Source organism: Cytophaga aurantiaca DSM 3654 (assembly GCF_000379725.1).
Lineage (GTDB): Bacteria > Bacteroidota > Bacteroidia > Cytophagales > Cytophagaceae > Cytophaga > Cytophaga aurantiaca.
In genome coordinates this window covers 301,993-328,825 of the sequence record NZ_KB903620.1, presented here as the reverse complement: position 1 = coordinate 328,825, position 26,833 = coordinate 301,993, and the positions used below count along the sequence as shown (strand labels likewise).

The following is a 26,833-nucleotide window of genomic DNA, read 5'->3' as shown; positions in this document are numbered from 1 at the left end:
GTAAACGGAGATGGCAACAACGATGACTGGGAGCTTAAGAACATCGAAGGGTATCCGAATTGTATCATTGAGATCTACAACCGTTGGGGTAACCTGGTATGGAAATCAGAAGGGTATCCGAAGAACTGGGATGGAACGAACTTCCGCAATGGACAGGTGTTACCGGATGGAACGTACTTCTACATCATCAACCTTCAGAGCCAGATCTACGATGAACCGCTTACAGGTTGGGTTCAGATTATAAAATAAGAAAAGAGAATAAAATTAGACAACTAGGATTACTTTAAGAGTTTAGTTAAGAATAATTTAAAAAGGATGTTAATGAAAAAGTTTTATTTATCAGCGTTTGTGGTTTTATCCTGCGCATTTACAGGTTTTGCTCAGCAACGACCTCAGTATACGCAGTATATGATTAATCCGTTTCTGCTTAACCCTGCTGTTTCAGGAACAGAAGATTATGCAGATATGAGAGCAGGTTATCGTAAGCAATGGACTGGCTTTGACGGTTCGCCACGTACGATGTATTTGAGTGCACATACGAACATAGGTAAGCATTTGGTAACAAACAACCGAAGCAGAAACAAGAAAAATGGTTTCCATGGTATTGGTGCAATTGTTACAAATGATGCGATTGGACCAACTACTACAACAACTTTTAGTGGGGCATATTCATACCATATGAAAGTATCTAAAAAAGTATTTGCTTCCCTGGGTGTAATGGGCGGATTCAATCAATTCTCTTTGGATGGAGCTAAGCTGAATGCTGCTAATCCAAGCGATGCATTGATTAACGGTATGTCAAAGATTGGCATGGGTGACATTACATTAGGTGCATGGGTTTATGGAGATAAGTTTTATGCAGGAGCTTCTATGGCTCAGTTAGCGCCAAGCATTGCATTTACACAAACAGGTCAAAAAACAGATTATCAATTAACGAAACATTATTTCATAATGGCTGGTTACAGAATACCTGTTGGCTATGACTTTACATTCATCCCTTCATTCTGTATAAAAGCAGCTACACCTGCACCGATGTCATTTGATATTAATGCTAAGCTTCGTTACAAAGACTTCCTATGGGCTGGTGTTTCATACAGAAACAGAGATGCTGTGGCAGGTATGGTTGGTGTGATCATTAACAACATGTTTGACATCAGTTATTCATACGATTACATCACAAGTGATATTCATAAATATACTGGCGGATCTCATGAGATTGTAATTGGTTATAGATTACGTCCGCAAGGAAGAGTTATTTGCCCTTCTAACTTCTGGTAAAAAACATTGCCGTGTGAATTCTCGGCAGTGAATATTAAAATACATTTCAATCCTTTTAAAAGCGCAACACCTATTCAGGTATTGCGCTTTTTTATTGGCTTCTGTATAGCTTATCAATAAAGGTCAGTAGAAGACTTTAATTTTTTAATTGTAAACTCACTACACCTAGTGAGTTACTTTTTATTATTCGGGGGCATATATGTATAAATCGTTAAACATATATTGCAATGAAATTAAAAGGGTACTTCATACTTTCGACGGTATTTTTAGCAAGTGCATTCGGAACTTTTGCTCAGCAGCGTCCTCAATATACACAGTACATGATCAATCCATTTTTGCTTAATCCTGCAGTATCAGGCACAGAAGACTATACAGACATTCGTGCAGGGTATCGCAAACAATGGACAGGATTTGATGGATCACCACGTACAATGTATGTAAGCGCACATGGAAATATTGGCAAGAGCCTTGTTACACATAATAGAAGCAGAAACAAAAGATACGGCTTTCATGGAGTGGGTGGTGTTATTACGAGCGATGCGATTGGGCCAACGACTACAACTACTGTTAGTGCAGCCTATTCGTATCACATGAAAGTTTCAAAAAAGATATTTGCTTCTTTAGGTTTAATGGGAGGTTTCAATCAATTTACATTAGATGGAAGTAAATTAAATGCAGCAAATCCAAGTGATCCATTGGTAAATGGAATGTCTAAAATAGGAATGGGTGATATTACGTTAGGCGCCTGGGTTTATTCAGATAAATTTTATGCAGGAGCATCTATGGCACAGCTGGCGCCGAGTATAACATTTTCTCAAACAGGTCAGAAAACAGACTATCAATTGACAAAGCATTATTTTATTATGGCAGGTTACAGAATACCTATAGGCTGGGATTTCACATTCATTCCTTCATTCTGTATAAAAGCAACTACGCCGGCACCAATGTCCTTTGACATCAACGCAAAACTTCGTTACAAAGATTTCTTATGGGCAGGTGTTTCATATAGAAACAGAGATGCTGTAGCAGCTATGGCAGGTGTGATTATTAACAACATGTTTGATATAAGTTATTCTTATGATTATATCACAAGTGATATTCACAAGTATACTGGAGGTTCACACGAAATTGTTATCGGATATAGATTGAAAAATAAAATCAGAGAACGTTGCCCGTCTAATTTTTGGTAAAATTAATTAATGAGTCAATTCGATTTAAAAAGCATTTCAATAGTATTGGAATGCTTTTCTTTTATAATTTTATAAAATGAAAGAAGAGTCGCTATCCAAGCCTTTTAAAGACATCACTGTAGATGATATTAAGCAAGAGTGTGTGCTTGTTGAGGATTTGCTGGAAGTAGCCAAAGCAAAACCATCTTTGGTTATTGTGGCGCGTTTGGTGGCTAGCTTAATTGTTGAAAAAACATTGCGTCATATTTTATACAATGAGTACAAAACGATCACTAAAATTAAATTTTCGATTTTGATCGATAAGGCATATCAAAAAAATATAATTGATTCAGAGACTGCGATTCGATTCAGAGCACTTAAAGAATTCAGAAATGCAAGTGTACATCATGGCTTAATGAATATCACAGAAGAGGAACAGTTAATGCCTATAAATGAAATTGTCCAACAGATACATATTCTGCTGGACAATTTTACATCGAAAGAATAAGCAATTAATGTGCTTCTAACCAATTTTCGCCAACGCCCATACCTACTTCCATGGGTACATCAAGCTGAATGGCTTCTTTCATAAATATTTCAACATTCTTTTTTAACAATTCCAATTCGTCTTTGTGTGCATCAAACAACAATTCATCATGCACCTGCAAAACCATTCTGGATTTTAAATTTTCTTTTTTCATCCAATCATGAATGCGGATCATTGCAACTTTGATCATATCAGCTGCGCTGCCTTGAATAGGCGCGTTGATTGCATTGCGTTCAGCGAAGCCACGCATGGTCATGTTACGTGAATTAATATCTCTTAGGAATCGTCTTCGCCCTAAAATAGTTTCAACATACTCAACTTCTCTTGCTGTGTTGACACAAGCATCCATATATGTTTTAACGGCAGGAAATTCTGTGAAATAGGCATCAATAATTTCTGCAGCTTCTCTGCGTGGAATAGATAAACGTTGAGATAAACCAAAGGCACTGATGCCGTAGATAATACCAAAGTTAACCATCTTCGCTTTTCGTCTCATGTCTGAAGTGACATCTTCGAGCGCAACCTTAAATACTTTGCTTGCAGTAGTGCTGTGAATATCAATGCCATTTTTAAATGCAGTAAGCATACTTTCATCTTTACTGAATGCTGCCATGATGCGCAATTCGATCTGAGAATAATCGGCAGAGAAGATCACATGATCTTTATCACGTGGAACAAAAGCTCTTCGGATCTCTTTACCTCTGTCTGTACGGATAGGAATATTTTGCAGATTTGGATTGGTAGAACTTAGACGTCCGGTTGCAGCAACGGCCTGATTGAATGAAGTATGCACACGACCGTCAGCGCCCATCAATAAAGGAAGCGCATCAACATAGGTAGATTTTAATTTCTGAAATTCTCTGTAATCTAAAATGTTTGCAACGATCGGATGGTCGGTATCAAGCTTTGTTAATACTTCTTCGCCTGTAGCATACTGACCCGTCTTGGTTTTCTTTGCATTCGGATCCAGCTTCAAACGATCAAATAAGATCTCACCCAATTGTTTTGGAGAAGCGATGTTAAACTGTACACCTGCATGTTCAAAGATTTGTTTTTCTACTTCAACAATTTCTGTTTGCAGTAAAGAAGAAAATTCCTGGAGTGCTTTTGTATCAATTTTGATTCCTTCCAGTTCCATGTCAGCAAGCACTTCACTTAGCGGCATTTCAACATTGTTGAATAAAGGTTCTAGATTTTGATCTTTTACTAACGGATTGAAAAATTTATAAAGCTGGTAGGTAATGTCTGCATCTTCAGCCGCATATTCTTTGATGGCTGAAATTTCTACATCACGCATGTTACTTTGCTTCACACCTTTTTTCCCAATGAGTTGTTCGATTGAAACAGGAGTATAGTTTAAATATACTTCCGAAAGCGAATCCATACCGTGACGCATCTCAGGTTCCAGTAGATAGTGCGCAAGCATGGTATCAAACAATGGACCAACGATCGTGAAATTATATTTTTTCAAAACCAACAAATCATACTTTAAATTTTGTCCGACTTTTGTAATTGTATTTTTATTAAATGCCGGCTGTAAGAGATCTAAAATTTTTTGCGTTTGAATTTGATCGGAAGGAAATGGAATGTAGTATGCTTCACGTTCTTTAAATGAAATGGCAAGTCCAACCAGCTCTGCTTCTATGGCATTTAGTGAAGTTGTTTCCGTATCGAAGCAAAAGGATTCCTGCAGCAGCATCATGTTCGTAAGGCGAATAATTTCTTCTTCGCTTTCAACAGCATAATAATTGTGCGCAACTGTATCAATGGATTCTCTGACAACTGAATCTTTTGTTTCGCCATCTTCATAAACTTCTTCCGTAGTGGCAACAGCTTCCATTCCAAAGAGGCCCATCTGTCCTGTTTGTTGAACAGCAACAGCTTTTTTAGCAGAACTTTTTGTTTCCGTCTTTTTTTCAGTTTCTACAGGAGCTCCGGCAGTACTACCCAATACACGCTTCTTTAGTGTTTTAAATTCAAGCTCATCAAACAATTGATCGAGTGCTTCAATATTATATTCTGTTAAACGCAGTTTTTCTTCATCAAATACAATCGGCACTTCACAATGGATTGTTGCAAGCTCTTTCGACAATAAACCTTGTGCAGCAAAATTCACTACGTTTTCTTTTTGCTTACCTTTTAACTGATCCGCATTTGCAATTAAATTTTCTACGGAACCAAATTCAGCAATTAATTTCTGAGCAATTTTCTCTCCGATACCAGGTATGCCGGGAATATTATCTACGGCATCGCCTTGTAATCCTAGAATGTCGCGTACCTGATCAACATGTTGAATATTGAAACGCGTTAATACTTTAGCAATGTCATACACTTCAATGTCATTTCCCATATATGCCGGACGGTATAAGAATACATGCTCATTTACTAATTGCATATAATCTTTATCCATTGTCATCATATATACATCAAAGCCCAACGGTGGTGCAATCTTTGAAAACGTACCAACAATATCATCTGCTTCATAACCCGGAACACCCAGAACAGGAATGTTCATTCCTTCAAGCAAGCGGTAGATATAAGGTATTGCTATAGATATATCCTCCGGTTGCTCCTGGCGGTTTGCTTTGTATTCTGTAAAATTCTCGTGACGGAATGTTGGGCCTTGCAAATCAAAAGCAACACCAAGGTGTGTCGGCTTTTCTTTGTGAAGAACTTCGAGTAAACTATTTGTAAAACCGAATACTGCTCCTGTATTTATTCCGGTAGAAGTAATGCGGGGATTTTTACTAAAAGCAAAATGGGCACGATAAATCAGTGCCATGGCATCCAATAAAAACAATTTTTTCATGTACGTGTATGTTAGAGCGAGCCGTTATTTCTTAGTGTAAGAACAATGAATGAATGTTAATGTACACGAAGTTGTATCAGCACAAATTGAGATTTCAATTTAATCAATAAAATGTAGAGATAACAGATTTACATTTCCCCAATCAGATATTGAATCATTTGTGTAAACTACTTCTAAATATTTCATATTTTTATCCGGAAGCAGTTGATAAAAGGAAAGTATGGCATTAATTAAAGCAGTTCGAGGTAAGGCTCCTGTATTTGGAGAAAATTGTTGGTTTGCAGATAATGCAACGATTGTGGGCGAAGTTGAGATGGGAGCACAGTGCAGTGTCTGGTTTAATGCTGTTGTAAGAGCGGATGTGAATTATATACGGATAGGCAATAAGGTCAATATTCAAGATGGCGTTTGCATCCATTGTTCATTTGAGAAACATGCTACTGTAATTGGAGATAATGTATCCATCGGTCATAATGCGATTGTCCACGGCTGCACAATTGAAGAGAATGTTTTGATTGGAATGGGTGCCATTGTTATGGATGGCTGTTACATCGAAAAGAACTCACTTATCGCCGCAGGTTCTGTGTTATTGGAAGGTACACGGGTTGAGAGCGGGTCTTTATATGCAGGCGTGCCGGCGAAAAAGGTTAAAGAATTAAGTCCGGAGAAATTTAAAACACTCGTAGAAAGAACTTCAAATAATTATATTATGTATTCAGGCTGGTTTAAGGAAGAAAATGAATAAAGGCTTAAAAAGTTTAAAAATCAGATGATTGAGTAAATAGAGTGATTTATCAGACATATTTTAAAGCTTGATAAATTCAATCTTAATAGTTTTAATCCCCCCGGCAAATGCAGAAAATAAAAACCATTCTGTAAGACATACTATTCAACTTATAGAATAAGATAAGGAGGCTTCATAGAGAGACATCCTTATTTTTTTTGACTTTTTTCTCTATTAAATTTGAATCGGCTTCATATTTGTAGTATCATTAATGTAGCAAAAGCACATACGTATGAAATATTTAGTAGCACTATCTCTTTTCTTTAGTTTAAACCTATTTTCAAATGCACAAACGGGTTTGCCAATTGATCCACTGACAAATAAGATCACATGGCAGGAAACAATTCCATTAGACAGTATTTCCCGTGATGAAATGTTTGACCGTTGCAAACGCTGGTTGGCACATTATTACAAAATAGAGACATTTACCATTGACAGTAAAGTAAGTTATACCGTTGCGACAAATGCAGACTTTATCATAAACCTTACTTATGATTTTAAATATAAATCTCAAAATAATATTTCATACACCATTACCTTGAATCAAAAGGAAGGTAAGTACCGTGTTACCATCACTGACTTTTATTTTTATAAAGTTTCTTCCGGTGTAAAAACAAAGGTTCCATTGGAGCAGGCATATGCTAAGATGACAAGTCAGAATAAAGGTGAAACGACTACACAAGTCAAAGTAGAAATTGAAAAAGTATTAGCCGACTTAAAAATATTTATGGTTAAAGGCTATGTTAAAACTCAGGATGACTGGTAGACGAAAAATAGATAGTAGTCAGTAAACAGTGGTCAGTACTTATTAACTATCATTAAATATAAAACAAAGAGGTCTCGCTATTTACTTAGCGAGACCTCTTTGTTTTATGCGGTCTTAGTATTGGAAGCTTCGTAGGCCTTAAGTAATGATAGCCTGACCACTGTCTATTCTAACACGATCGGAAAATCACTGCCCCTAGAAAAGGTATATGGGAATTGAAGTTTGCCACTGAACTTCGCGTTTAATTCCGGCACCTGATCATCTAAGTACGACTTTAGTTCATAGATTGTAATCTTACCATCTTTAGGCGCGCCGTCGGCAGCGCCGTTCAATGCCTGCAATAACACATAGGTAAATAAACCATGTTTTAATTCAGCAATTTCTTTTGCATTCTGCTCACTGCCTGCTGATGCAAGTACGTGAATGCCTGCACCACGTGACAATTGCGCAAAAGCTTTCTCTTCATTTGCACCGCGCATAGCAAGTATCTCTACCGATCCGCCTGATTGGCATGCGTCCATGATGATGATTTGTTTAAGCGCTTTAATGTTTTTAAATCCTGCCTGCATCGCTTCAGCAGACAACGCATTATTTGCCGAAGCCTGATACATACTTGTGCATTCAGTAGGAATAAAAAAGAAATTCTGATCTACCATTGCACCGTGTCCGGCGTAATAAAATATGAACACATCATTCAATGAAATTTTTGATTGTAAACTTGTTAAAGTATCCAATATATTTAATCTGGTTGCGGCTGCATCGTATAAAGCGTGAATCTGAACTTTTTGATACAACACACTGCCATTCTTTTTCATTGCTTCTGCAAAAGCCTCTGCATCTTCGCGCGCATAGTTCAATGTATAAGCAGGATTTTTATACGTGTCAATGCCAACTACAAAAACGTGGCACACAGCAGCACTCACTGCTTTTTCAGAGTATACAGAAGCAACCGCAACGCCGGATTCAATTTTACCCGTGCTGACTCCAACGGCACTGAATTGATTTGTTCCTTTAACGAGCGCAGTTTTTATGGTATACACATAACTGTTGCCTTTACCTCGAATCAATTTTGAAGGATCTAACTGCACCGCCATATTTTTACCATTGTGAGATAAGCGCAATTCATCGAGACCGCCACCTTCGTCAATTACTTTTATGTTGACCGTTGTATACAAACCATCTTCGGTGGGAATGCAAGCTACTTTAACGGTAGGCGGAGGCGATAATTGTAATTTATCATCTACGCCATTACCCATGCCTGTTGGCGAAGCGCCGCGGTTTAAAAATATAGTTTTGATCAGATCAGGTCTGTAGTATTCAAAGAATTGATCAACGGAATATACAGTCATTCCTTTAACAAAATGGATGTCTGCACGCGCCTGTTCTGTAGCACTGAAGTATCCTTGTGGGGTGCGTGCCATCCATTCTCTGGAACTGATGTGCACGTGTTCGTAAAACTCGGTGCCGCTTTCAAGGTTCCAGAATTTTACAACACCGTCTGTACTGTAGGACACAAGCATCTTTCCATCTTTGCTTAAAGACAACGAAGTAATTTCTGCCTGGTGACCGATCAATGTTTTAAGTACTTGTCCGGTTGTTGCATCCCAAACACGAATGGTGCGGTCATCGCCGCCTGTGATAACTTTTTTTCCATCGGCATTATAGATTGCAGCATGCAGCATTCCCTTCGCACCTTTGAATTTCTGAATCATCATGCCTGTTGTAACGTCCCAGATACGTGCAGTGCCGTCCCATGAAGCCGTTAATGCATTATTGGGGTTTACTCCAAAGGCAATCGAAGAAACAACATCGGTATGTCCGATCAATGTGAGGACAACTTTTTTAGAATCGGGCTCGCGCAATTCCAATGATTTATCTAAGCGTCCGCAAAGCAGATACAATCCATTCGGTGTAAAAGAAATGCTAAAACAGGAATTGTCTTTGAGGTACATATCAGAACTCAATTCACCCGTTTCAACATCATATACACCAATGCTTGCATCCCATGCACCGGTTGCAACGGTTTTGCCATCTCTGCTTAATGTTACATCCAGAATCGGTTCGCGATGTGCTTTTATGCGGCGGATGAGTGTTCCTGTTTTTGTGTTCCATAATAATACTTCTCCGGCTGCATCGGCTGTAGCCATTATAGTTCCATCTGCAGATTGATCCATGCAGATAACAGCTTTTGTATGGCCATCGTATAATTTATTCGGAGCGCCTGATGAAATATCCCATTGAATAGCATGTAAACTTGTTTTTCCTGTAATGAAATTTTTATCATCTTTCGTTAAAAGCAATTCATTCTTCAACCTGATGTAACGCGCTATGTAGGATTGCCAGTAATCATCGGCATTGTAATCTATTCCGCCTTTATCCTGCTCCTGCAAAGCACCTTTATATGTTCTTATGATTTCTCCGGTTGTTGCATCCATTGCAAATGCAGTCATATTTCCGGAAGCAGCCAGAATTTCTTTTTCATTTAGCGAAAATGTCAAGTCATTAATTGTTTCGTAGAAAGGCAATTTAAAAGAAGTGACCGTGCTGGAATTTGTTGACCAGTTATAAACCATACTATCTGTTGCAGCAACAACATGTAATCCATCTTTACTTACAAGCAGTCCACGCAAGTCGTCCACGTTTTCTCCGAACGTTTTAACAAGTTTTCCTGTAGTCATGTCGTATTGACTTAATTTATCATTGTGCGCAAGCTTGAATAATGATTTATTATCGGGAGAGAATCGAACGAATGTGCCGCAGCCGCCACACCATCCATCACCAGGTGCTTTCAGTGTATATACGATGTTCCAGTTATTGGTGCGATAGACTGTAGCTGTTTTATCATCTTCACCAATTGCCAACCAATTACCATCACTACTATAAGAAAGACTGATACCGTAGCCCGATCCCTGATCTGCATTTACGGCAATACGTTTTATCAATTTCCCTTCAGGTATGGAATAGATGGCTACAGAATCCGGATAACCACCGTATGCAAAAGATTTTCCATCGGGATTAAATGCTACAGCTGTTATGTATTTAGAACTTACAGGAGATGTGAAAATTGCTTTGCCTGTTAATATTTCCCAAACCCGTGCCGTGCCATCCGCACTGCTTGTTGCAAGCAGTTGCCCATTCGGACTAAAAGATAAGGCGTTGATGGTATGTTCGTGACCGACTAAACTGCGTATTTCCATACCTGTTTGTCTATCCCAGAGTTTTACACTTTTGTCTCTGCTACCGGTAGCTACAATTTCACCATTCGGACTAACGGCTACAGCTTTCACTGCAGCAGAGTGCCCCTTTTGAATGACAGTTTCGAGTTTTGTAGTAGCAGTTTGTGCTAGCAGTGTATAACCTGCGGATACTGCAAAAATCACAGAAATGAATCGTTTCATAACGTAAAATAAATTTTTCAATAAAGTAAGTTAGAGAAAAGATTTGAAAAGAAGAGAAGAAAAAATTCCTGCAGAATAAATAATGCAGCAAGGCATTCATAATGCAGATTCTTTCAAGTATTTTCGCTAGAAGCAAATTTAATTTAGTATGTATTCCTTTCTTTTATCGTCCCATTCGCTTATCCGATGGATTGTATTGGCAACTGTTCTGATTACACTTTTCAGAAGTTATTATGGATGGCTTTCAAATAAATCGTTTACAAAGTCAGACAATACACTTCGGCTTATAACCCTATCAGCAGTGCATATACAGGCCATGTTAGGTATCGTGTTATATTGCATTAGTCCGATCATAAGATATTTCTTCAATAATTTTAAGGAAGCGGTTCATGAAAAAGAATTTCGATTCTTTGGAATGGAGCATTCGCTTATGATGCTTACAGCTGTGGTTTTTATTACCATTGCATCCATTACGAGTAAAAAGAAAGATCGGGATCAGCAAAAATTTAAAACACTTGCCGTTTGGTTTTCTATTGCAGTATTGATTATATTATTTTCAATTCCATGGAATTTTGGAGAAATAACAGCAAACAGACCATGGATAAGAAATTTTTAAATAGCTGGCAGAAAATGAGTCATAAAAATAAAAATAAATTTCGTAAGCCCGGACTTTCGCCCGGTGAATTGAGTGGGTTTGAGCATTCGGATAAAAACGAGTTTGCAGACATCTATTTGATCAAATACAACGAATTAGGATTTGAGGAAGGAGTTGTTTCGTCTGTGGATGAAATGATTGTTCCTTCTCAAGACTCAGAAGAAGTTTATTGGTATAATATTGATGGCGTGAATAATCCGGATCAATTAAGTCAGATAGAGCAGAAGTATAATTTACATCCGCTGTTGATGGAAGATATAGCCAGTGCTGAGCAACGACCTAAACTTGATGATTACGACGATTGCCTTTTTTTAACGGTAAAAATGATTCGCTATGATGAAAAAATAAATGGAATGTTTTCGGAGCAGGTGAGTTTTGTTGTTGCACCTAATCTTATTTTATCGTTCCAGGAAAAACATAAGGAAGGCGATGTGTTTAATCCCAATCGGGAGCGTTTGCGTGCAAATAAAGGTAAAATGCGCAAGATGAATGTTGATTATCTATTATACAGTTTACTTGATACGATAGTTGATCATTATTTTGAAATTATGGAATATGTTGGCGATAAGCTTGAGACGATCGAACAGCAAATGTTAACAGACCCTGACCCTGCGAAGTTAAAAGAGCTTTATAAATTCAGGAGAGAATTAATTTATTTACGCAAATCGGTTTGGCCATTGCGCGAAGTGATTGTAAAATTAGAACGCAACGAGTGTTCGATGATAAGCGAGGCGGTTAAGCCTTTTTTACGCGATGTGTATGATCATACCATACAGGTCATTGAAACCGTTGAATCGACACGGGATATCTTGTCCGGTATTGTAGATGTATATCTGTCATCCGTTAGCAATCGCATGAACAGTGTTATGAAAGTACTGACGGTTATATCAACTATTTTCATGCCACTCGCATTTATTACAGGCTTATATGGAATGAACTTTGATAACATGCCTGAGCTGCATGCGCAAAATGGCTATTACGTTGTTATCGGAATCTGTGTATTGGTGGCGCTAACGATGCTGTTTTATTTCCAACGAAAAAAATGGTTGTAACAAAATCATGTTACAACCATTTTTTAATACAAATTATTTAGAAAGTAGGCTATTCAATGTCTATAATTTGAATATAGACATACAAGGTTGTATGAGGATCAATGGCACCTTTACCTTTATCGCCATGAGCTAAATAGGCTGGTATGATGCAAAATAATTCTTCGCCCCTATTCATATATTTAACGATGTCTTCTATTCCGGGAATGACTTGATGTTTATCTAATCTGAATTCTAAGGGTTTCGAAAGTTCGTTTGATTCAATTACATCTCCGTTCGAAGATTTTACGGAGTAAACTATTTTTACTTTTTGATTACTGGTCGGTCGCTCGCCTACACCTTCCTGAATTTGTATATATTTTATACCGCTTGCTGTTACTAAGGTATCATGGGCAGCATGGGAGGAAGTGCTGATTAGAAGCAAAACTGCAGTGAATACGATTATTGATAGAAGGCTTTTCATAACGTAAGGGTGTTATTGTCTGTTTGAACTTATATATAGATGTTTAAACGCACACATTTTAACAATAGTTAATTATTAATGACCCTTTAACTTATCAAATCTTACATTATGATGAATGTCATATTTGGATGCGAAATATAAAAAGTAACCTTCCTAAATTACTGTAAATTAAATATTTACAGTAAATTCTAACGAGCACGATGAATTCTTTTAATGAAAAAAATTCTTCAAAATATTCAGGATTGTACATAGAGCATCAAAAAACTATAAGAATACAAATGGCATCTTGCAGAATTTGTTCGATCTGGGAAATAAGAAACAATAAAAGATGTAGAATTTATACAAGCGTGGGATTCGGCAATAGATGTTGTAGTTCATCACCTATATGAAAAAACTGTATCATAGATGGAAAGGTCAGTACCTTATAAAAAATCTTTCAGTGTATAACATGTCGGAGATACCAAATAGATCCTATGTGCATCTCCGACATGTTGAAAGTTATTTAATATCTACCACTTCGATATAAAAGTACAGAGTGGCATTTGGAGCAATCACTCCTTCAACTCCTTTTTTACCATAGCCTAATTCAGAAGGGATGATGCAATACCATTTTTCACCTTTACTCATAAGCTTCACCGCTTCGTCCCAGCCGGGAATTACTTCATGATTATCGACTTGAAATTTAAATGGCTTTCCACCTTCATTCGTTTCAACAACTCTACCCGTTGAAGATTTTCTGCTATAAATTACTTTAACAGTTTGTCCGGGTTGCGGATGTATGCCATCACCTTCTTTGATGCGAACATATTTAATGCCACTAGCTGTAACAAGTGTATCGGAAGCAGAAACGGACATGCTCACAAATAATGTAACGATACATGCTAATGCTGTAATAATTGATTTTTTCATATTGAAATACGGTTTTATTGGTCTTAAGATATTTCTGTTTACGGTTAAAACTTGAATTCGTTATTCATTTAATAATGTATTTTAAACATGATTCAGCAAGTTGAATCCAGCATCTAAAGTGTTCCATTTATCAAAAAAAGTTGTCATATTGAATATACATCTTAAAATACCAGATACTTTATGGCTGTTCGAATAGAAAAAGATACAATGGGCTCTGTAAACGTGCCTGCAGATAAATATTGGGGGGCGCAAACACAACGTTCAATTGATAATTTTAAAATTGGAAATGCATCCACACACATGCCTGTGGAATTGATCTATGCTTTTGCAATTTTAAAAAAAGCAGCTGCGCAGACAAATCTGGAATTGGGTGTACTATCTGAGGATAAGGCTCAGATTATTTCAGAAGTATGCCATGAAATTTTAGCTGGAAAATTAGACGATCAGTTTCCTTTAGTTGTATGGCAAACAGGTTCGGGCACACAAACAAATATGAATGTCAATGAAGTGATTGCGAACCGTGCACATGTTTTATTGGGAGGAAGCTTATTAGATGAAACAAAAAAAATTCATCCGAATGATGATGTAAATAAATCTCAGTCTTCTAACGATACATTTCCTACCGCCATGCACATTGCGGCAATACGGATGTTAAAATACACAACACTGCCTGGGCTGAAGCAATTGCATGCCACATTCAAAAGTAAATCGGAATCTTTTAATGATATTGTTAAAATTGGTCGTACCCATTTTATGGATGCGACACCGATTACATTAGGTCAGGAATTTTCCGGATATACAACACAGCTTAGCAATGCTATACGAGTAGTTGAGACCTCATTACTTCATGTATCCGAACTCGCTTTGGGCGGCACTGCTGTTGGAACCGGTTTAAATGCCCCTAAGAACTATGCAGAACTGGTGGCAAAGAACATCGCTGCATTGAGCAACGATTCATTTGTTACGGCGCCAAACAAATTTGAAGCATTGGCAACGCACGACGCATTGGTAGAAGCACATGGCGCATTAAAAAACGTTGCAGTTAGTCTGATGAAAATTGCTAACGATATCCGGATGCTGGCATCTGGCCCGCGATGCGGCATTGGTGAAATTTATATTCCCGACAATGAACCTGGCTCATCGATCATGCCCGGAAAAGTAAATCCTACACAAGTTGAAGCGCTAACAATGGTTTGTGCCCAGGTGATGGGAAACGATGTAACGATTAGCATTGGTGGATCAATGGGTCATTTCGAATTGAATGTATTTAAGCCCGTAATTATATATAATTTTTTACAATCGGCCCGTTTGCTTGGTGATGCCTGCGTATCCTTTGATGAACATTGTGCACGTGGTATCGAACCCAACCTGATCAACATACAGCATAATCTAGAACAGTCACTGATGCTGGTGACAGCACTCAATCCGCACATTGGTTATGATAAGGCAGCACAGATAGCAAAGTATGCACATAAAAATAATGTAACATTAAAAGAATCTGCTCTGCATTTAGGTTATGTAACCGATAAAGATTTTGATGCCTGGGTTGTACCAAACAAAATGGTTTAATCTACGTAATAGGAAAAGAACCTGTTGAAATTCAATGCATTTGATAGGCATGAGTAGGCTGCAGGTTTATTGAAACATGAATAAGCGGCATAAAATCCGGCAGTTTGATTTTGAAAGCAGCAAAACCATTTTTGTTTCTCGAATAAAAAATATAATTTACAACATACATATCATTGAATACCATTATGAAAAGAATATTTTTACCATTAGCGCTGATCATTTCATTGGCAATTTCTTCGTTTGGACAAATGACAAAAGAGGAATCTAAAGAATGGGCTAAAAAAATAAAACTGCTTACACCGGAATCATACAAGCAACTTGTTGAAGAAAAAGATGCGCTTTCAACGGAAGTATTAAAACTGAAGCAGGAAAATGAAGTATTAAAAGCACAGGTAACTGATTTAAATACAAAATTAAAAGCTGCGCAGGCTGCACAAGAAGAAAGACAGCAAGCTGCAGCATCTGCTGCTGCAAACGTACCGGTGAATACAATGGCAGCAAAAGGCATTGTATATAAAGTACAGATCGGCGCATTCAAAAATAAAGACCTGAGCAAGTACTTTGATAACAATAAAAACTTCAGCGGAGAAGTAGATGCTGATGGCACAAAAAAATATACATTAGGTGCTTTTGCTACGTATTGGGAAGCGGATAATTTCAAAAAGTATTTACGTGAAATGGGCGTGAGCGATGCCTGGGTTGTGGCATACAAAGACGGCAAACGTATTGAACTGAAAGACGCGCTTGAAGGAACGCTGTAATACAGGTAACACCATATTCTTAACAAAAGGCAACATATTCTGTTGCCTTTTGTTTTTATACACCAGCCGACTATTTTTGGTGTATAAACCGTTCAGAATCTGTCTGATCTTTTTTGTATTTTTATACATCATTTCTGCCTATTTATCATGAGCACCATCAATCAAATCACCTGCCCCAACTGCGGCCATCATTTTCATGCGGAACAAGCACTTGCCAAACAAATTGAAGCGGAAGTAACTGTTCGTGTACAGAAGGATGCAGATGAGCGTAAAAAACAGTTAGACGAAGCAGAATTGAAGTTGCGTAATCTTCAAAAGAATCTTGTAGCTGAAAAAGCGCAGATGGAAGAAACCATGAAGGCCAATCTGATTAAAGAAAAGAATTTAATTGAGCAGCAACTTCGTAAACAATTAAGTGAGCAGATTAACGAACAGGTTTCGAAAGATAACGCAACCATGTTTGAAAGCATGCGCGCTGATCTAGATAAAAAGAATAAAGAAAATCAAGAGCTAAAAATTAAAGAAGTTGAATTGATGCGGGCCGAGCAAAAGCTCAAAGATGTAGAAGGAGAAATGAAACTGGCTTTTGAAAAGCAGATGCTGGAACAGAAGAAAGTAATGGCAGAAGAAATTCAGAAGTCTGCAGATGAACAGAATCAGGCAAAGAACAGAGAGAAAGATGTACAGCTTGAACAGTTGCGCAGACAAATAGATGAAATGAAGCGCAAAGCCGAGCAAGGTTCTATGCAGCTGCAGGGTGAAGCACAGGAATTATTTTTAGAAGAATTATTAAAAACGAGTTTCCCGTTTGACCTGATCGAAGAAGTTGGTAAAGGTGTACGCGGTGCTGATATTATTCAAACTGTCCGTAATAATCAAGGCAGGGATTGCGGCACAATTATTTACGAAGCAAAAAATACGAAAGCTTTTAGCGAAGGCTGGATCGATAAATTAAAAGGTGATCTGCGTGGACAAAAAGCCAGCATAGCGGTGTTGGTTACAAGCGTGATGCCTAAAGAGATGACGACCTTCGGTATCAAAGATGGCATTTGGATCTGTACGTTTGAACAGATCAAAGGTCTATCACATGTATTGCGCGATGGCCTAATAAAAATAACAGAAGCGAAAGGTGCGGAAGAGAATAGAGGCGAAAAAATGCAGATGTTATATTCGTATTTAACCGGTCATGAATTCCGCCAGCAGATCGAAGCGATTGTTGAAGCCTTCTCCAGCATGCAGTTGGCGCTGAATAAAGAAAAGATTGCGATGACAAAGATCTGGAAAGAACGTGAAAAACAAATCGACAAAGTAATTGAAAGCACTACCGGTTTGTATGGGTCGATCAGAGGTATTGCGGGCAGCGCGGTGAGTGAAATCAAAGCACTGGAGCTGGATAGCGATGATGAGTTGTTATTAGAGGAATAAGTTAGACCTTCGAGGTTTTAAAAACCTTGAAGGTCTATGATAGCGATACGATTTTTATAATTTAAGTTCACACAAGCCTTAGGCTTTAAGCCTTTCGCGTTAAGCATAGCAATATTGACTACTCAAATCAAACGCTGGATCACAAAACAACTACCTGAGCAGGATAAAGCAAAAGCATTATCAAAAGCATTGAATGTTAATCCATACATTGCAGTAATGCTTGTTCAGCGGGGCATAGAAACGTTTGATGAAGCCAAAGATTTTTTCAGGCCATCTTTAGATCAATTGCACGATCCGTTTTTAATGCGTGACATGGATAAAGCTGTTACACGCATCATGCAGGCAATTGAAAAAAACGATCGCATATTAATTTATGGTGATTACGATGTAGATGGCACTACTTCGGTATCTGTTTTCTATGGCTTCTTAAAAAACTATTATACCAATATTGAATACTACATACCCGATAGATACAAAGAAGGATATGGTGTTTCAAAAGCAGGGATCGAACATGCACGGGATACAAATGCAAAGCTGATCGTTAGTTTAGATTGCGGTATACGCTCTGTAGAAATGGTTGCATTGGCAAAATCATTCGGCATTGATTTTATTATTTGCGATCACCACAATCCAGGGGATGAACTTCCCGATGCTATTGCAATCTTAGATCCCAAACAAAAAAACTGCAAGTATCCCTACAAAGAATTATCGGGCTGTGGTGTAGGGTTTAAATTGCTGCAGGCACTTTGTGACCGTGCAGGCTATTCGTCTGAATTATTATTTGAGCAGATGGACCTCCTGGCAATCAGCATCTGTTCGGATATCGTACCCATTACCGGAGAGAATAGAACATTCACCTATTTTGGAATTCAAAAATTAAATGAAGCACCGCGTCCCGGTATTCAGGCGATCGTTGATGTATCCGGATTGAAAAAAACAATCGATGTGAACACCATTGTGTTTACTATTGGTCCGCGTATCAATGCTGCAGGACGTATTGATCATGCCTTTGCAGCCGTTGAATTATTACTTGCATCCAATAAAACAGATGCAGCAAACTTTGCAGAAAATGTAAACGATCACAATCTGGTTCGTCGGGAGTTTGATGAAACCATAACCGGGGAAGCTATTGGGATGATCCAAAGCAGTGTGAATGCAGAGACGGCATGTTCAACGGTGTTGTATAAGGAAGATTGGCATAAAGGAGTAATCGGAATTGTAGCATCACGTTGCATTGAACAGTATCATCGTCCGACAATCATTCTTACGCATTCAAACGGCAAAGTTGCTGGTTCGGCGCGGTCGGTACCGGATTATGATTTGTATGAAGCAATTGATAAATGTTCGGATTTATTGATTCAATTCGGCGGACATAAATATGCTGCCGGTTTAACAATGGAAGAAAAAAACATTGATGCTTTCCGGGTAAAGTTTGAAGAAGTAGTTTCAGCTACCATTCGGAAAGAGCAGCTTATCCCAATGATTTCCATTGATTTAGACTTACCTTTAAATCAAATCGATTCACGTTTCTTCAATATTGTACGACAAATGGGACCCTTTGGTCCGCAAAACATGCAGCCAATCTTTGTCTCCAGAAATGTTGTTGACGATGGTACCAGCAGAATCTTAAAAGACAAACATCTAAAATTGAACATTCGTCAGCAAGATTCTGTAACTTACCCTGCAATCGGGTGGCAGATGCACGCATTTTATGACCGTATAAAAAATAAAGAACCATTTGACATTTGTTATTCCTTAGAAGAAAACGAATTCAATGGCAAAAAAACGATTCAGCTTATGATTCGTGACATTCAATTTATAAAAGACAGAAACTGATTTTATGATACTTGGGGCCGACAATCTGATCAAAAAATATAAAAACCGTTTGGTAGTGAACGACGTTTCTGTGAATGTAAAGCAAGGTGAAATTGTTGGGTTACTTGGTCCGAATGGCGCAGGTAAAACAACAAGTTTTTATATGATCGTTGGTTTGATCAAACCAAATACCGGCCGTGTGTATCTGGATGATGAAGACATTACCAATTTACCAATGTACCAACGTGCGCGCAAAGGCTTAGGCTATCTTGCACAAGAGGCTTCTGTATTCAGAGAACTTAGCGTAGAAGATAACATCGGTGCAGTGTTGGAAATGACGGATATGCCAAAGGCGCAGCAAAAAGAAAAAGTTGAATCGTTGATGGAAGAATTTTCGTTGACACATGTGCGCAAAAATTTAGGCAAAGTATTGTCGGGCGGAGAACGCAGAAGAACTGAAATTGCACGCGCACTTGCAGTAGATCCTAAGTTCGTATTGCTGGATGAACCTTTTGCAGGCGTAGATCCGATTGCTGTAGAAGAAATTCAAACCATTGTTGCCCGCTTAAAAAATAAAAATATCGGCATATTAATTACAGATCACAACGTAAACGAAACACTTTCTATTACTGACAGAGCCTATCTGTTGTTCGAAGGAAAAATTTTACGGTCAGGAACTGCAGAAGAATTAGCCGAAGACGAAACTGTGCGTCGCGTATACTTAGGTCAGCATTTCCAATTCCGCAGAAAAGTATTAATTTAATCTGCATGATTCCAGTTTTTAATTTTGCGATTAAACAATTCATGAATCAACGAATGAAAAACATTCGAGGGTTTATGGAACATCCAGTTGAAACGCAAGAACGTTTATTAAAAAATCTTTTACTACAGGCGTCTTCAACAGAATGGGGAAGAACGCATGGCTATAAAGACATTATATCCAAAGAACAGTTTTCACAGCAAGTTCCGGTTTCAACGTATGAAAATTTTTACCCGTGGATCGAACGTTGTTTAAAAGGTGAACAACAAGTCCTTTGGCATTCTGATATTCATTGGTTTTCAAAATCTTCAGGCACAACAAATGCCAAAAGTAAATTCATTCCTGTTTCAAAAGAATCATTGAAAGATTGTCATTATAAAGGCGGCAAAGATTTGCTGACCTTGTATTTTGATAATGTGCCTCAAAGCAAATTGTTTCAGGGGAAATCGTTAGCGGTGGGCGGTTCGTGTTCACCAAATCCATATAGAAGTAATTCTCAGATCGGCGATGTTTCTGCTGTGATCATGGCGAATCTTCCGACCTGGGCACAGTATGCACGCACACCGTCTATTCAAACAGCATTGATGAATGAATGGGAAGCAAAGATCGATAGACTTGCGGAAGAATGTTCGAAAGAAAATGTAAGCAATTTGTCGGGTGTACCTACATGGGCAGTATTGCTTTTAGAATACATACTTGAAAAAAGCGGCAAAGAAAATATATTGGAGATCTGGCCAAACTTTGAATGCTTCTTTCACGGCGCTGTTTCTTTTCATCCATACAAATCTATTTTTAAAAAATTCCTACCATCCGATCAGGTTCATTATATGGAGACATACAATGCATCCGAAGGATTTTTTGGAGTACAGGATGATTTAAGCAGAGACGATTTATTGCTGTATCTGGATCATGGAATTTATTATGAATTCATTCCGATCGATCAAATTGATTCGGAGTTTCCGAAAACAATCACATTGGATCAGGTTCAGCTGAATGAATCGTATGCACTTGTAATATCTACCAACAGCGGACTGTGGCGTTATAACGTAGGTGACGTAGTACGATTTACTTCTGTTGTTCCGTATAGAATAAAAATTACCGGTCGTACCAAACATTATATCAATGTATTTGGTGAAGAGCTTGTGATTGAAAATGCGGAGATGGCAATTGCGAAAGCATGTGAGCAGACCAATGCTGTATTAGCTAATTTTACAGCCGGTCCGATTTATTTCAACAATGAAAATAAAGGCGGACATGAATGGATCATTGAATTTGAAACAGAGCCAGCAGATAAAAATCAGTTTGTTATTTTACTCGACCAATTTTTAAAAGAGCTGAATTCGGATTACGAAGCAAAGCGCTATAAAGACATGGCATTGCTGTTGCCAACGATACATTTCGTTCCCGAAGGTACGTTTTATAAATGGCTTAAGCTGAAAGGCAAGCTGGGCGGACAACACAAGGTTCCTAGATTATCTAATACAAGAGATTATCTGGAAGAGATATTGACGAAGTGTTTGTAGGGAGCACGTGGTTGGCAGTTTAAATGAACAAGCATTCATCATCAAATAATTATACCCGCATTTAAACGTGCCGAACCACGGCAGAAGAGTCGCCATGGTTCGGCACGTTTACGCATCGAAATTATAAATTCACGTTTGCAATTAATTGCGTAAACTGCCAACCACCAGTTTAAACATCTTGCCATCCCCGTTTGTTATTTGTATTTTGCTATTTGGAATTTCTTAAGTTATGCAAAACAGAATCACAGGACTCTTCGATATTAAATATCCCATCATTCAGGCAGGTATGGTTTGGTGCAGCGGCTGGCGTTTGGCTTCGGCTGTAAGCAATGCCGGCGGCCTGGGCTTGATCGGCGCAGGTTCAATGTCTGCAGATGTATTGCGCGAACATATACAAAAATGCAAGGCTGCAACAGATAAACCTTTTGGTGTTAATTTGCCGTTGTTGTACGCACATATTGATCAGTATATAAAAATTATACTGGAAGAAAAAGTTAAAATCGTTTTTACTTCAGCAGGAAATCCGGGAACGTATACGGCTAAATTAAGAGAAGCTGGTATTATCGTTGTACATGTTGTGTCAAGTACAAAATTTGCCTTGAAAGCACAGCAGGCTGGTGTGAATGCCATTGTTGCAGAAGGCTTTGAAGCGGGCGGCCATAATGGAAGAGATGAAACAACAACCATGTGTTTGATTCCGGCGGTGTCTGATGCAATACGAATTCCTGTAATAGCCGCGGGTGGAATTGGTTCGGGAAGAGCCATGGCTGCAGCATTTGCATTGGGTGCAGAAGGAGTCCAGATCGGTTCTGCTTTTGCAGTGAGCGAAGAATCTTCGGCACATGAAATTTTCAAACAACGTGTAGTGGATTCTGTTGAAGGAGAGACCATTTTAACATTAAAACAATTAACGCCGGTTCGTTTGATCAAGAATGCTTTTTACGAGCAAGTTCAACAAGCAGAAACAAATTGTGCTTCTGCAGATGAGTTGAAAAACATCTTAAATAAAGGCCGTTCTAAAAAAGGAATTTTTGAAGGCGATTTAAACGAAGGTGAATTAGAGATCGGGCAAGTGAGTGCGCAATTGAAAGAGATTAAACCTGCAGGAACTATAGTAAAAGATATTTGGGAAGAGTTTGAACGCGTGCGCAAAAGTATTTAACCAATAATTTTCACTTCTTTATAAAATCGGTATAGACTGAATAGTGCTATTGCACTGAAAGCAGCTGATGTAACAGATGCTGCTGCTAGTAGGTCGCCCGAAGGAATATAAAGCAATCCTCCAACAACACTAATACCTAATCCCAATCCAACTGCATAATTATTATATTGATATTTTCCTGTTCCGCTGAAATAAGAACTGGTCACATAATACGTACTCAGTAAAAGAGTGCCAGGGAATAAATACAGAGCAATTTTTTTAATGGAATAAAAATCCTGTCCGAATAAAATGGCGTATGCATCAGCAGGTATTAATGCAATAACAGCCAAAGCGAACGCAGTAAAGATAAAACTTATAAGCACATACTTTTTTGTAAGTGAAAGCTGTTCAGTTGCAGATACTGTATTAGAAATTTTTGAATACAACATCAATGAAAAACTGTTGCCAATTAACAGAACAGCTTCAATGATCATAATGCCTACAGAATAAATCCCCACTTCTGATTTTATAAAATAATAACCCAGCAAATAGAAGAACAATCGGCTGTTGAAGAAAAATAAAATATTTGAAGTCTGTGCTTTGCTTCCGTATTTCCATAGCGTACGGAATGTTTCTTTATCCGGCATTTTAAATCCGGAGAGTTTAGGAAGTATAAAAATCAGGGAAATGAGATAGCCCGCAGCAAAAATAAAATAGAGGTTAAAGATATAGGTGTTTATGTTATGGATCTGAAGTAGTATGAATAAGATTACAGCAGCACCAACCTGTAACAGCTGCGGCAGAGGGCTTAGCAAATTGAACAGAATTGTATTTTCGTTGCCCAATAATATAAATAAGTGTGCATGAAATAAGGAAAATAAAATACTTATCACAATCAATTCAATAAAATATTGTGATGGACACATACCAATAAAGTAAAGTATAGCCGTTAATAAAACAGATACTACAATTGTCCATAGATAGCTTGCGACAAGCAATACAGATGTAGGTAAACGGGATGAGAGGTACACCATTGAATTGCCGCCAATGACCTGGCAAAACAACAGGCACAAACTTAAGTTGGTTACAAGTAAAGTTGTGATTCCCTTTCCTTCAGCACCTAAAAATTGTGTAATGAGTATAGCATTTAAAAATCCCAAAACGGCATTCGTTAATTTTGAAAAAAACGTTAAGGATATTTTTTTAAGCATAGATAAATATATAACAGAAGGACGATAAAGTGAAGTTAAGTTGAATTTGTTGAATTCTGTAGTAGGAGTATTTTTTTCTTATGAACAAAACCACTACTTTCAAACTATGAATATATTTAGTTCTACATATTTGCAGATACAGCTTAAAGTAAAAATAAAACAGCTGCTGAATATATTGCCATTTTTTAAGCGCAACGATTATACAAAGTTTTTAATTGTTGGTCATCCGCGTACGGGAACATCCTTGATGCATACTTACTTGAATTCACATTGGAATATATTGTCGTTGAATGAGCCGTTAAGCAAAACAACAAATAACGCGGAATTTTTTAAAAGGTATTCAAAAATAATTAAGGCAGTTGGCTTTAAATATTTCTATGAATACACAGAAGAAATTGTGAAAAAAGGCATACTCATTGAATTATTCAAAAGTGAAAATATTAAAGTCATAAGAATTGAACGCAAGAATTATTTGCGCACGTATGTATCCCGTTGCATTGCTGAGAAAACAAATGAATGGTCCAGCACCAATACAAAAGAACAGTCTATTGATCAGAAAAAAATTGTATTGACAAAAGAAGATTGCCTGGAAGCATTTGCTCAATATAGAAAGGACGAACAGGAAACCAATACACTCGTTGAGGAATTCAATATACCTGTTTTTGAAACAGATTATGAAACGCTGGTGGCTGAACCGAATGATACCATGTTTGCCATACAAAGATTTTTAGGAGTGACGCAGCAAATTCCTCAATCGTTGCTCGTCCGCCAGAATGCAGAACCCTTGAATGCATTGATTGAAAACTATAATGTACTGAAGGCATCGTTTGCAGGATCGGAATTTGAATATTTTTTCGATGAGTGAAATCGGACAATCCTATAAAATCCTGTAATCATTCTATAATATGATTTTGTAAAAAGCACAATGAATCTAAAAGCATATTATTAAAAGGTAAAATTGAAATGCGTATATTTTAATTCTCTAAAAAGATGTACTTTTGCAGTATCGTTTGATTATTCAGATCAACGTTCTTTCCAGCCAAATTTATTACAACGAACGAAAAACATCCCTTGCTGACAGAAGGCAAGTCTACTGTGGTTGATATGCAAACTGCACAGATTCTGTTTGACCAAATACAGAATGCAGGAATTCCTTTCACGTATCCACAGGCAAACTGCCACAACATTGCACATTATATTTCTTTATTGGCTAAAAGGCAAGGCATTACGCTCGCTAAAATATGGGCATTTACGCCGGGCATTTATACTTCCTACAATACACGTGTTATTACATTTAAAGATAAAAATCAACTTTCGCCCACGGGCAAAATTGACTGGGGATATCATGTAGCGCCAGTATTATTTGTTGAACAGGACGGTGTAGTTACAAAAATGGTGATTGATGGTGTGTTGTTTCCCAATGGTGCAGTGCCTTATAAAGCCTGGCTTGCGAAAATAAAAACGAAGAAGCTGATTTATTTGTTGATGGATGCTGAGTGGTATTTGTTTAATACATCATATGTAACGAATACGCAGCTTGATTTTTTTGATGGCAATACTGACGAGCCTGTAAAGCCTAACGTCATCTTTCCATATTGGTTTGCAAATAAATGTGTGACAGATTTTTTTAAATACGAAGACAACAGTAAAGAAAATGGTTGGTTAGAGAAAGGGCTTGCAATTAATAATACAGCCGGAATATTTTATGAAAATGAAATCAAACCAATTCTGAACGATGCTTCGCAGGAAGTATTACTTAATGACTACAGAAGTCTTGTAGGGAATGTATTAAACTTTGAAAATGTTTTCCGGGATTACGTATACAATTCTGAAATGGATGAACAGTTTCATGAAACGCACGCAGCCATTATTTCAACATACAGAACCATTTTTAACAACGAATGTTTGAAATGGCAGCAACGTGTGTCAGAAGTACTTCCGTTTGAATAATTATTTTTTCTTTCGTTTTATTTTTTGAGAGATTGTATCGGTCATCATTACTTTACCTTTAATCATATGAAGGGTAACATCGCTTGTATCCGGCGAGGTTGCAGGTATGGTAACAGCTATGGTATCCGGATCATCTGATGGATCGTATACCTTAACATCCCCCATTATTGTTTGAGGAGGAAAAAATTTTATTGTTTGCTGTGGAGAAACTTCGCCCATTACTTCATCACCGCATTTTATCGAACTATCCTGTTTAATATGAGGAACTACAAATCCTACTACCGGAACGGGCACATCATGTCCTAGACTTGTATCTATCGGGTCTTCAATAACAGCTATTGAATCACCGGTGGTCGTAATATCTTCATTCGTATTTCTCACGCAACTACTGATCCACATGGGGGCACTTGTAAGAAAAAATACAACTGTTCGGGCAACAGGTATTTGATTCAAGAGATTTAAAAATGCATTGAATCGTGTTGGCGACGTTACAACTAACGGACGATCTAATTGAGAATCTAAAAATCTCCCGCAGGTCTTCTGCTCTTTGTATGTTGCAAAGTAATTTTTTATTTCCGCATCATTCATCTTACTGAAATCAACCACCACCTTTTCGCAGGCACCGCAATATTTTCCACTTTGAGCAGGCGTCATTTCTTGCCAGTTGGCATCACAGGGGTTTTTGATTTGAATCATAATAAATTATTTAAAAATCTATAACGCATCTCAGATGTTTAAGGTATAAAAACAAACCAAAATTCATTTGTTTTTTTATTGCATACCCCTGACAACTTGAAGTATACCACGTTTATTCGTTTCGGCATTTTATACGACTTTTTGAAAATCCTTAC

23 protein-coding genes are annotated in these 26,833 nt (G+C 37.8%); 17 read left to right on the top strand and 6 right to left on the bottom strand.

What is annotated here, in order from left to right:
- From A3EE_RS0101470 to A3EE_RS0101455, 4 genes are all read left to right on the top strand, one after another.
- Positions 1 to 249 (top strand): T9SS type B sorting domain-containing protein (locus tag A3EE_RS0101470; protein WP_026209532.1); only part of this gene is annotated, 249 nt, incomplete at its 5' end.
- A gap of 72 nt (positions 250 to 321) precedes the next feature.
- The gene (locus tag A3EE_RS0101465; RefSeq protein WP_018341647.1) at positions 322 to 1,278 is read left to right on the top strand and encodes a PorP/SprF family type IX secretion system membrane protein; all 957 of its coding nucleotides are present in this window, start codon (positions 322 to 324) and stop codon (positions 1,276 to 1,278) included.
- A gap of 227 nt (positions 1,279 to 1,505) precedes the next feature.
- Positions 1,506 to 2,468 carry a PorP/SprF family type IX secretion system membrane protein gene (locus A3EE_RS0101460; RefSeq protein ID WP_018341646.1) on the top strand — a complete coding sequence of 321 codons (963 nt, stop codon included), beginning with the start codon at positions 1,506 to 1,508 and terminating at the stop codon, positions 2,466 to 2,468.
- Between the two features lie 76 nt (positions 2,469 to 2,544).
- Positions 2,545 to 2,955: a hypothetical protein gene (locus A3EE_RS0101455; RefSeq protein WP_018341645.1), complete on the top strand. Its 411-nt coding sequence runs from the start codon at positions 2,545 to 2,547 to the stop codon at positions 2,953 to 2,955.
- Positions 2,956 to 2,959: 4 nt separating this feature from the next.
- Here the strand turns inward: A3EE_RS0101455 and polA are convergent, their stop codons facing one another.
- Positions 2,960 to 5,803, bottom strand: a complete 2,844-nt coding sequence (gene polA, locus A3EE_RS0101450; protein WP_026209531.1) for a DNA polymerase I — start codon at positions 5,801 to 5,803, stop codon at positions 2,960 to 2,962.
- A 220-nt stretch (positions 5,804 to 6,023) separates the two neighbouring features.
- On the opposite strand from polA, the gene A3EE_RS0101445 reads away from it, so the two are divergent.
- Both A3EE_RS0101445 and A3EE_RS0101440 read left to right on the top strand, forming a co-directional pair.
- The gene (locus tag A3EE_RS0101445) at positions 6,024 to 6,548 is read left to right on the top strand and encodes a gamma carbonic anhydrase family protein (protein WP_018341643.1); all 525 of its coding nucleotides are present in this window, start codon (positions 6,024 to 6,026) and stop codon (positions 6,546 to 6,548) included.
- A gap of 271 nt (positions 6,549 to 6,819) precedes the next feature.
- Positions 6,820 to 7,353, top strand: coding sequence for a DUF4468 domain-containing protein (locus tag A3EE_RS0101440; RefSeq protein ID WP_018341642.1), 534 nt, complete (start codon positions 6,820 to 6,822; stop codon positions 7,351 to 7,353).
- 164 nt (positions 7,354 to 7,517) lie between these two features.
- On the opposite strand, the gene A3EE_RS0101435 is transcribed toward A3EE_RS0101440, so the two are convergent.
- Complete coding sequence (locus tag A3EE_RS0101435) at positions 7,518 to 10,751, bottom strand: WD40 domain-containing protein (RefSeq protein WP_018341641.1); 3,234 nt, start codon at positions 10,749 to 10,751, stop codon at positions 7,518 to 7,520.
- Between the two features lie 148 nt (positions 10,752 to 10,899).
- Between A3EE_RS0101435 and A3EE_RS0101430 the strand changes: the two genes are divergently transcribed.
- Both A3EE_RS0101430 and corA read left to right on the top strand, forming a co-directional pair.
- Positions 10,900 to 11,367, top strand: coding sequence for a hypothetical protein (locus A3EE_RS0101430; protein WP_018341640.1), 468 nt, complete (start codon positions 10,900 to 10,902; stop codon positions 11,365 to 11,367).
- Positions 11,349 to 12,458: a magnesium/cobalt transporter CorA gene (gene corA / locus A3EE_RS0101425; protein WP_018341639.1), complete on the top strand. Its 1,110-nt coding sequence runs from the start codon at positions 11,349 to 11,351 to the stop codon at positions 12,456 to 12,458. Before A3EE_RS0101430 ends, corA begins: the two co-directional genes overlap by 19 nt.
- A 49-nt stretch (positions 12,459 to 12,507) precedes the next feature.
- Here corA and A3EE_RS0101420 read toward each other — a convergent pair whose 3' ends face one another.
- Positions 12,508 to 12,918 (bottom strand): FKBP-type peptidyl-prolyl cis-trans isomerase, encoded by a 411-nt coding sequence (locus A3EE_RS0101420; RefSeq protein ID WP_018341638.1) that lies wholly within the window; start codon positions 12,916 to 12,918, stop codon positions 12,508 to 12,510.
- A gap of 498 nt (positions 12,919 to 13,416) precedes the next feature.
- Positions 13,417 to 13,827, bottom strand: a complete 411-nt coding sequence (locus A3EE_RS0101415; protein WP_018341637.1) for an FKBP-type peptidyl-prolyl cis-trans isomerase — start codon at positions 13,825 to 13,827, stop codon at positions 13,417 to 13,419.
- Between the two features lie 180 nt (positions 13,828 to 14,007).
- Here A3EE_RS0101415 and fumC point away from each other — a divergent pair, with 180 nt between their 5' ends.
- The 7 genes from fumC (at position 14,008) to A3EE_RS0101375 (ending at position 22,842) form a co-directional block, all read left to right on the top strand.
- Complete coding sequence (gene fumC / locus A3EE_RS0101410) at positions 14,008 to 15,396, top strand: class II fumarate hydratase (RefSeq protein ID WP_018341636.1); 1,389 nt, start codon at positions 14,008 to 14,010, stop codon at positions 15,394 to 15,396.
- Positions 15,397 to 15,581: 185 nt separating this feature from the next.
- The gene (locus A3EE_RS0101400; RefSeq protein ID WP_018341634.1) at positions 15,582 to 16,157 is read left to right on the top strand and encodes a hypothetical protein; all 576 of its coding nucleotides are present in this window, start codon (positions 15,582 to 15,584) and stop codon (positions 16,155 to 16,157) included.
- A gap of 147 nt (positions 16,158 to 16,304) precedes the next feature.
- Entirely contained in the window at positions 16,305 to 17,582 is a 1,278-nt protein-coding gene (locus tag A3EE_RS0101395) for a DUF2130 domain-containing protein (RefSeq protein ID WP_018341633.1), read from the top strand.
- 114 nt (positions 17,583 to 17,696) lie between these two features.
- Positions 17,697 to 19,418 carry a single-stranded-DNA-specific exonuclease RecJ gene (gene recJ, locus A3EE_RS0101390; RefSeq protein WP_018341632.1) on the top strand — a complete coding sequence of 574 codons (1,722 nt, stop codon included), beginning with the start codon at positions 17,697 to 17,699 and terminating at the stop codon, positions 19,416 to 19,418.
- A 4-nt stretch (positions 19,419 to 19,422) separates the two neighbouring features.
- Positions 19,423 to 20,160, top strand: coding sequence for an LPS export ABC transporter ATP-binding protein (gene lptB, locus A3EE_RS0101385; RefSeq protein ID WP_018341631.1), 738 nt, complete (start codon positions 19,423 to 19,425; stop codon positions 20,158 to 20,160).
- 5 nt (positions 20,161 to 20,165) lie between these two features.
- Entirely contained in the window at positions 20,166 to 21,680 is a 1,515-nt protein-coding gene (locus tag A3EE_RS0101380) for a GH3 auxin-responsive promoter family protein (protein ID WP_018341630.1), read from the top strand.
- A 229-nt stretch (positions 21,681 to 21,909) separates the two neighbouring features.
- On the top strand, positions 21,910 to 22,842 hold the full coding sequence (locus A3EE_RS0101375; RefSeq protein ID WP_018341629.1) for an NAD(P)H-dependent flavin oxidoreductase: 933 nt from the start codon (positions 21,910 to 21,912) through the stop codon (positions 22,840 to 22,842).
- On the opposite strand, the gene A3EE_RS0101370 is transcribed toward A3EE_RS0101375, so the two are convergent.
- Positions 22,839 to 24,032, bottom strand: a complete 1,194-nt coding sequence (locus A3EE_RS0101370; RefSeq protein ID WP_018341628.1) for an MATE family efflux transporter — start codon at positions 24,030 to 24,032, stop codon at positions 22,839 to 22,841. The genes A3EE_RS0101375 and A3EE_RS0101370 overlap by 4 nt on opposite strands.
- Positions 24,033 to 24,138: 106 nt before the next feature.
- Between A3EE_RS0101370 and A3EE_RS0101365 the strand changes: the two genes are divergently transcribed.
- A complete protein-coding gene (locus A3EE_RS0101365) occupies positions 24,139 to 24,897 on the top strand; it encodes a sulfotransferase domain-containing protein (protein WP_018341627.1) in 759 nt (252 codons plus the stop codon).
- A gap of 206 nt (positions 24,898 to 25,103) precedes the next feature.
- A complete protein-coding gene (locus A3EE_RS0101360) occupies positions 25,104 to 25,982 on the top strand; it encodes a protein-glutamine glutaminase family protein (RefSeq protein ID WP_018341626.1) in 879 nt (292 codons plus the stop codon).
- Here A3EE_RS0101360 and A3EE_RS0101355 read toward each other — a convergent pair whose 3' ends face one another.
- Positions 25,983 to 26,678, bottom strand: a complete 696-nt coding sequence (locus tag A3EE_RS0101355) for a hypothetical protein (RefSeq protein ID WP_018341625.1) — start codon at positions 26,676 to 26,678, stop codon at positions 25,983 to 25,985.
- Positions 26,679 to 26,833: the final 155 nt, after the last annotated feature.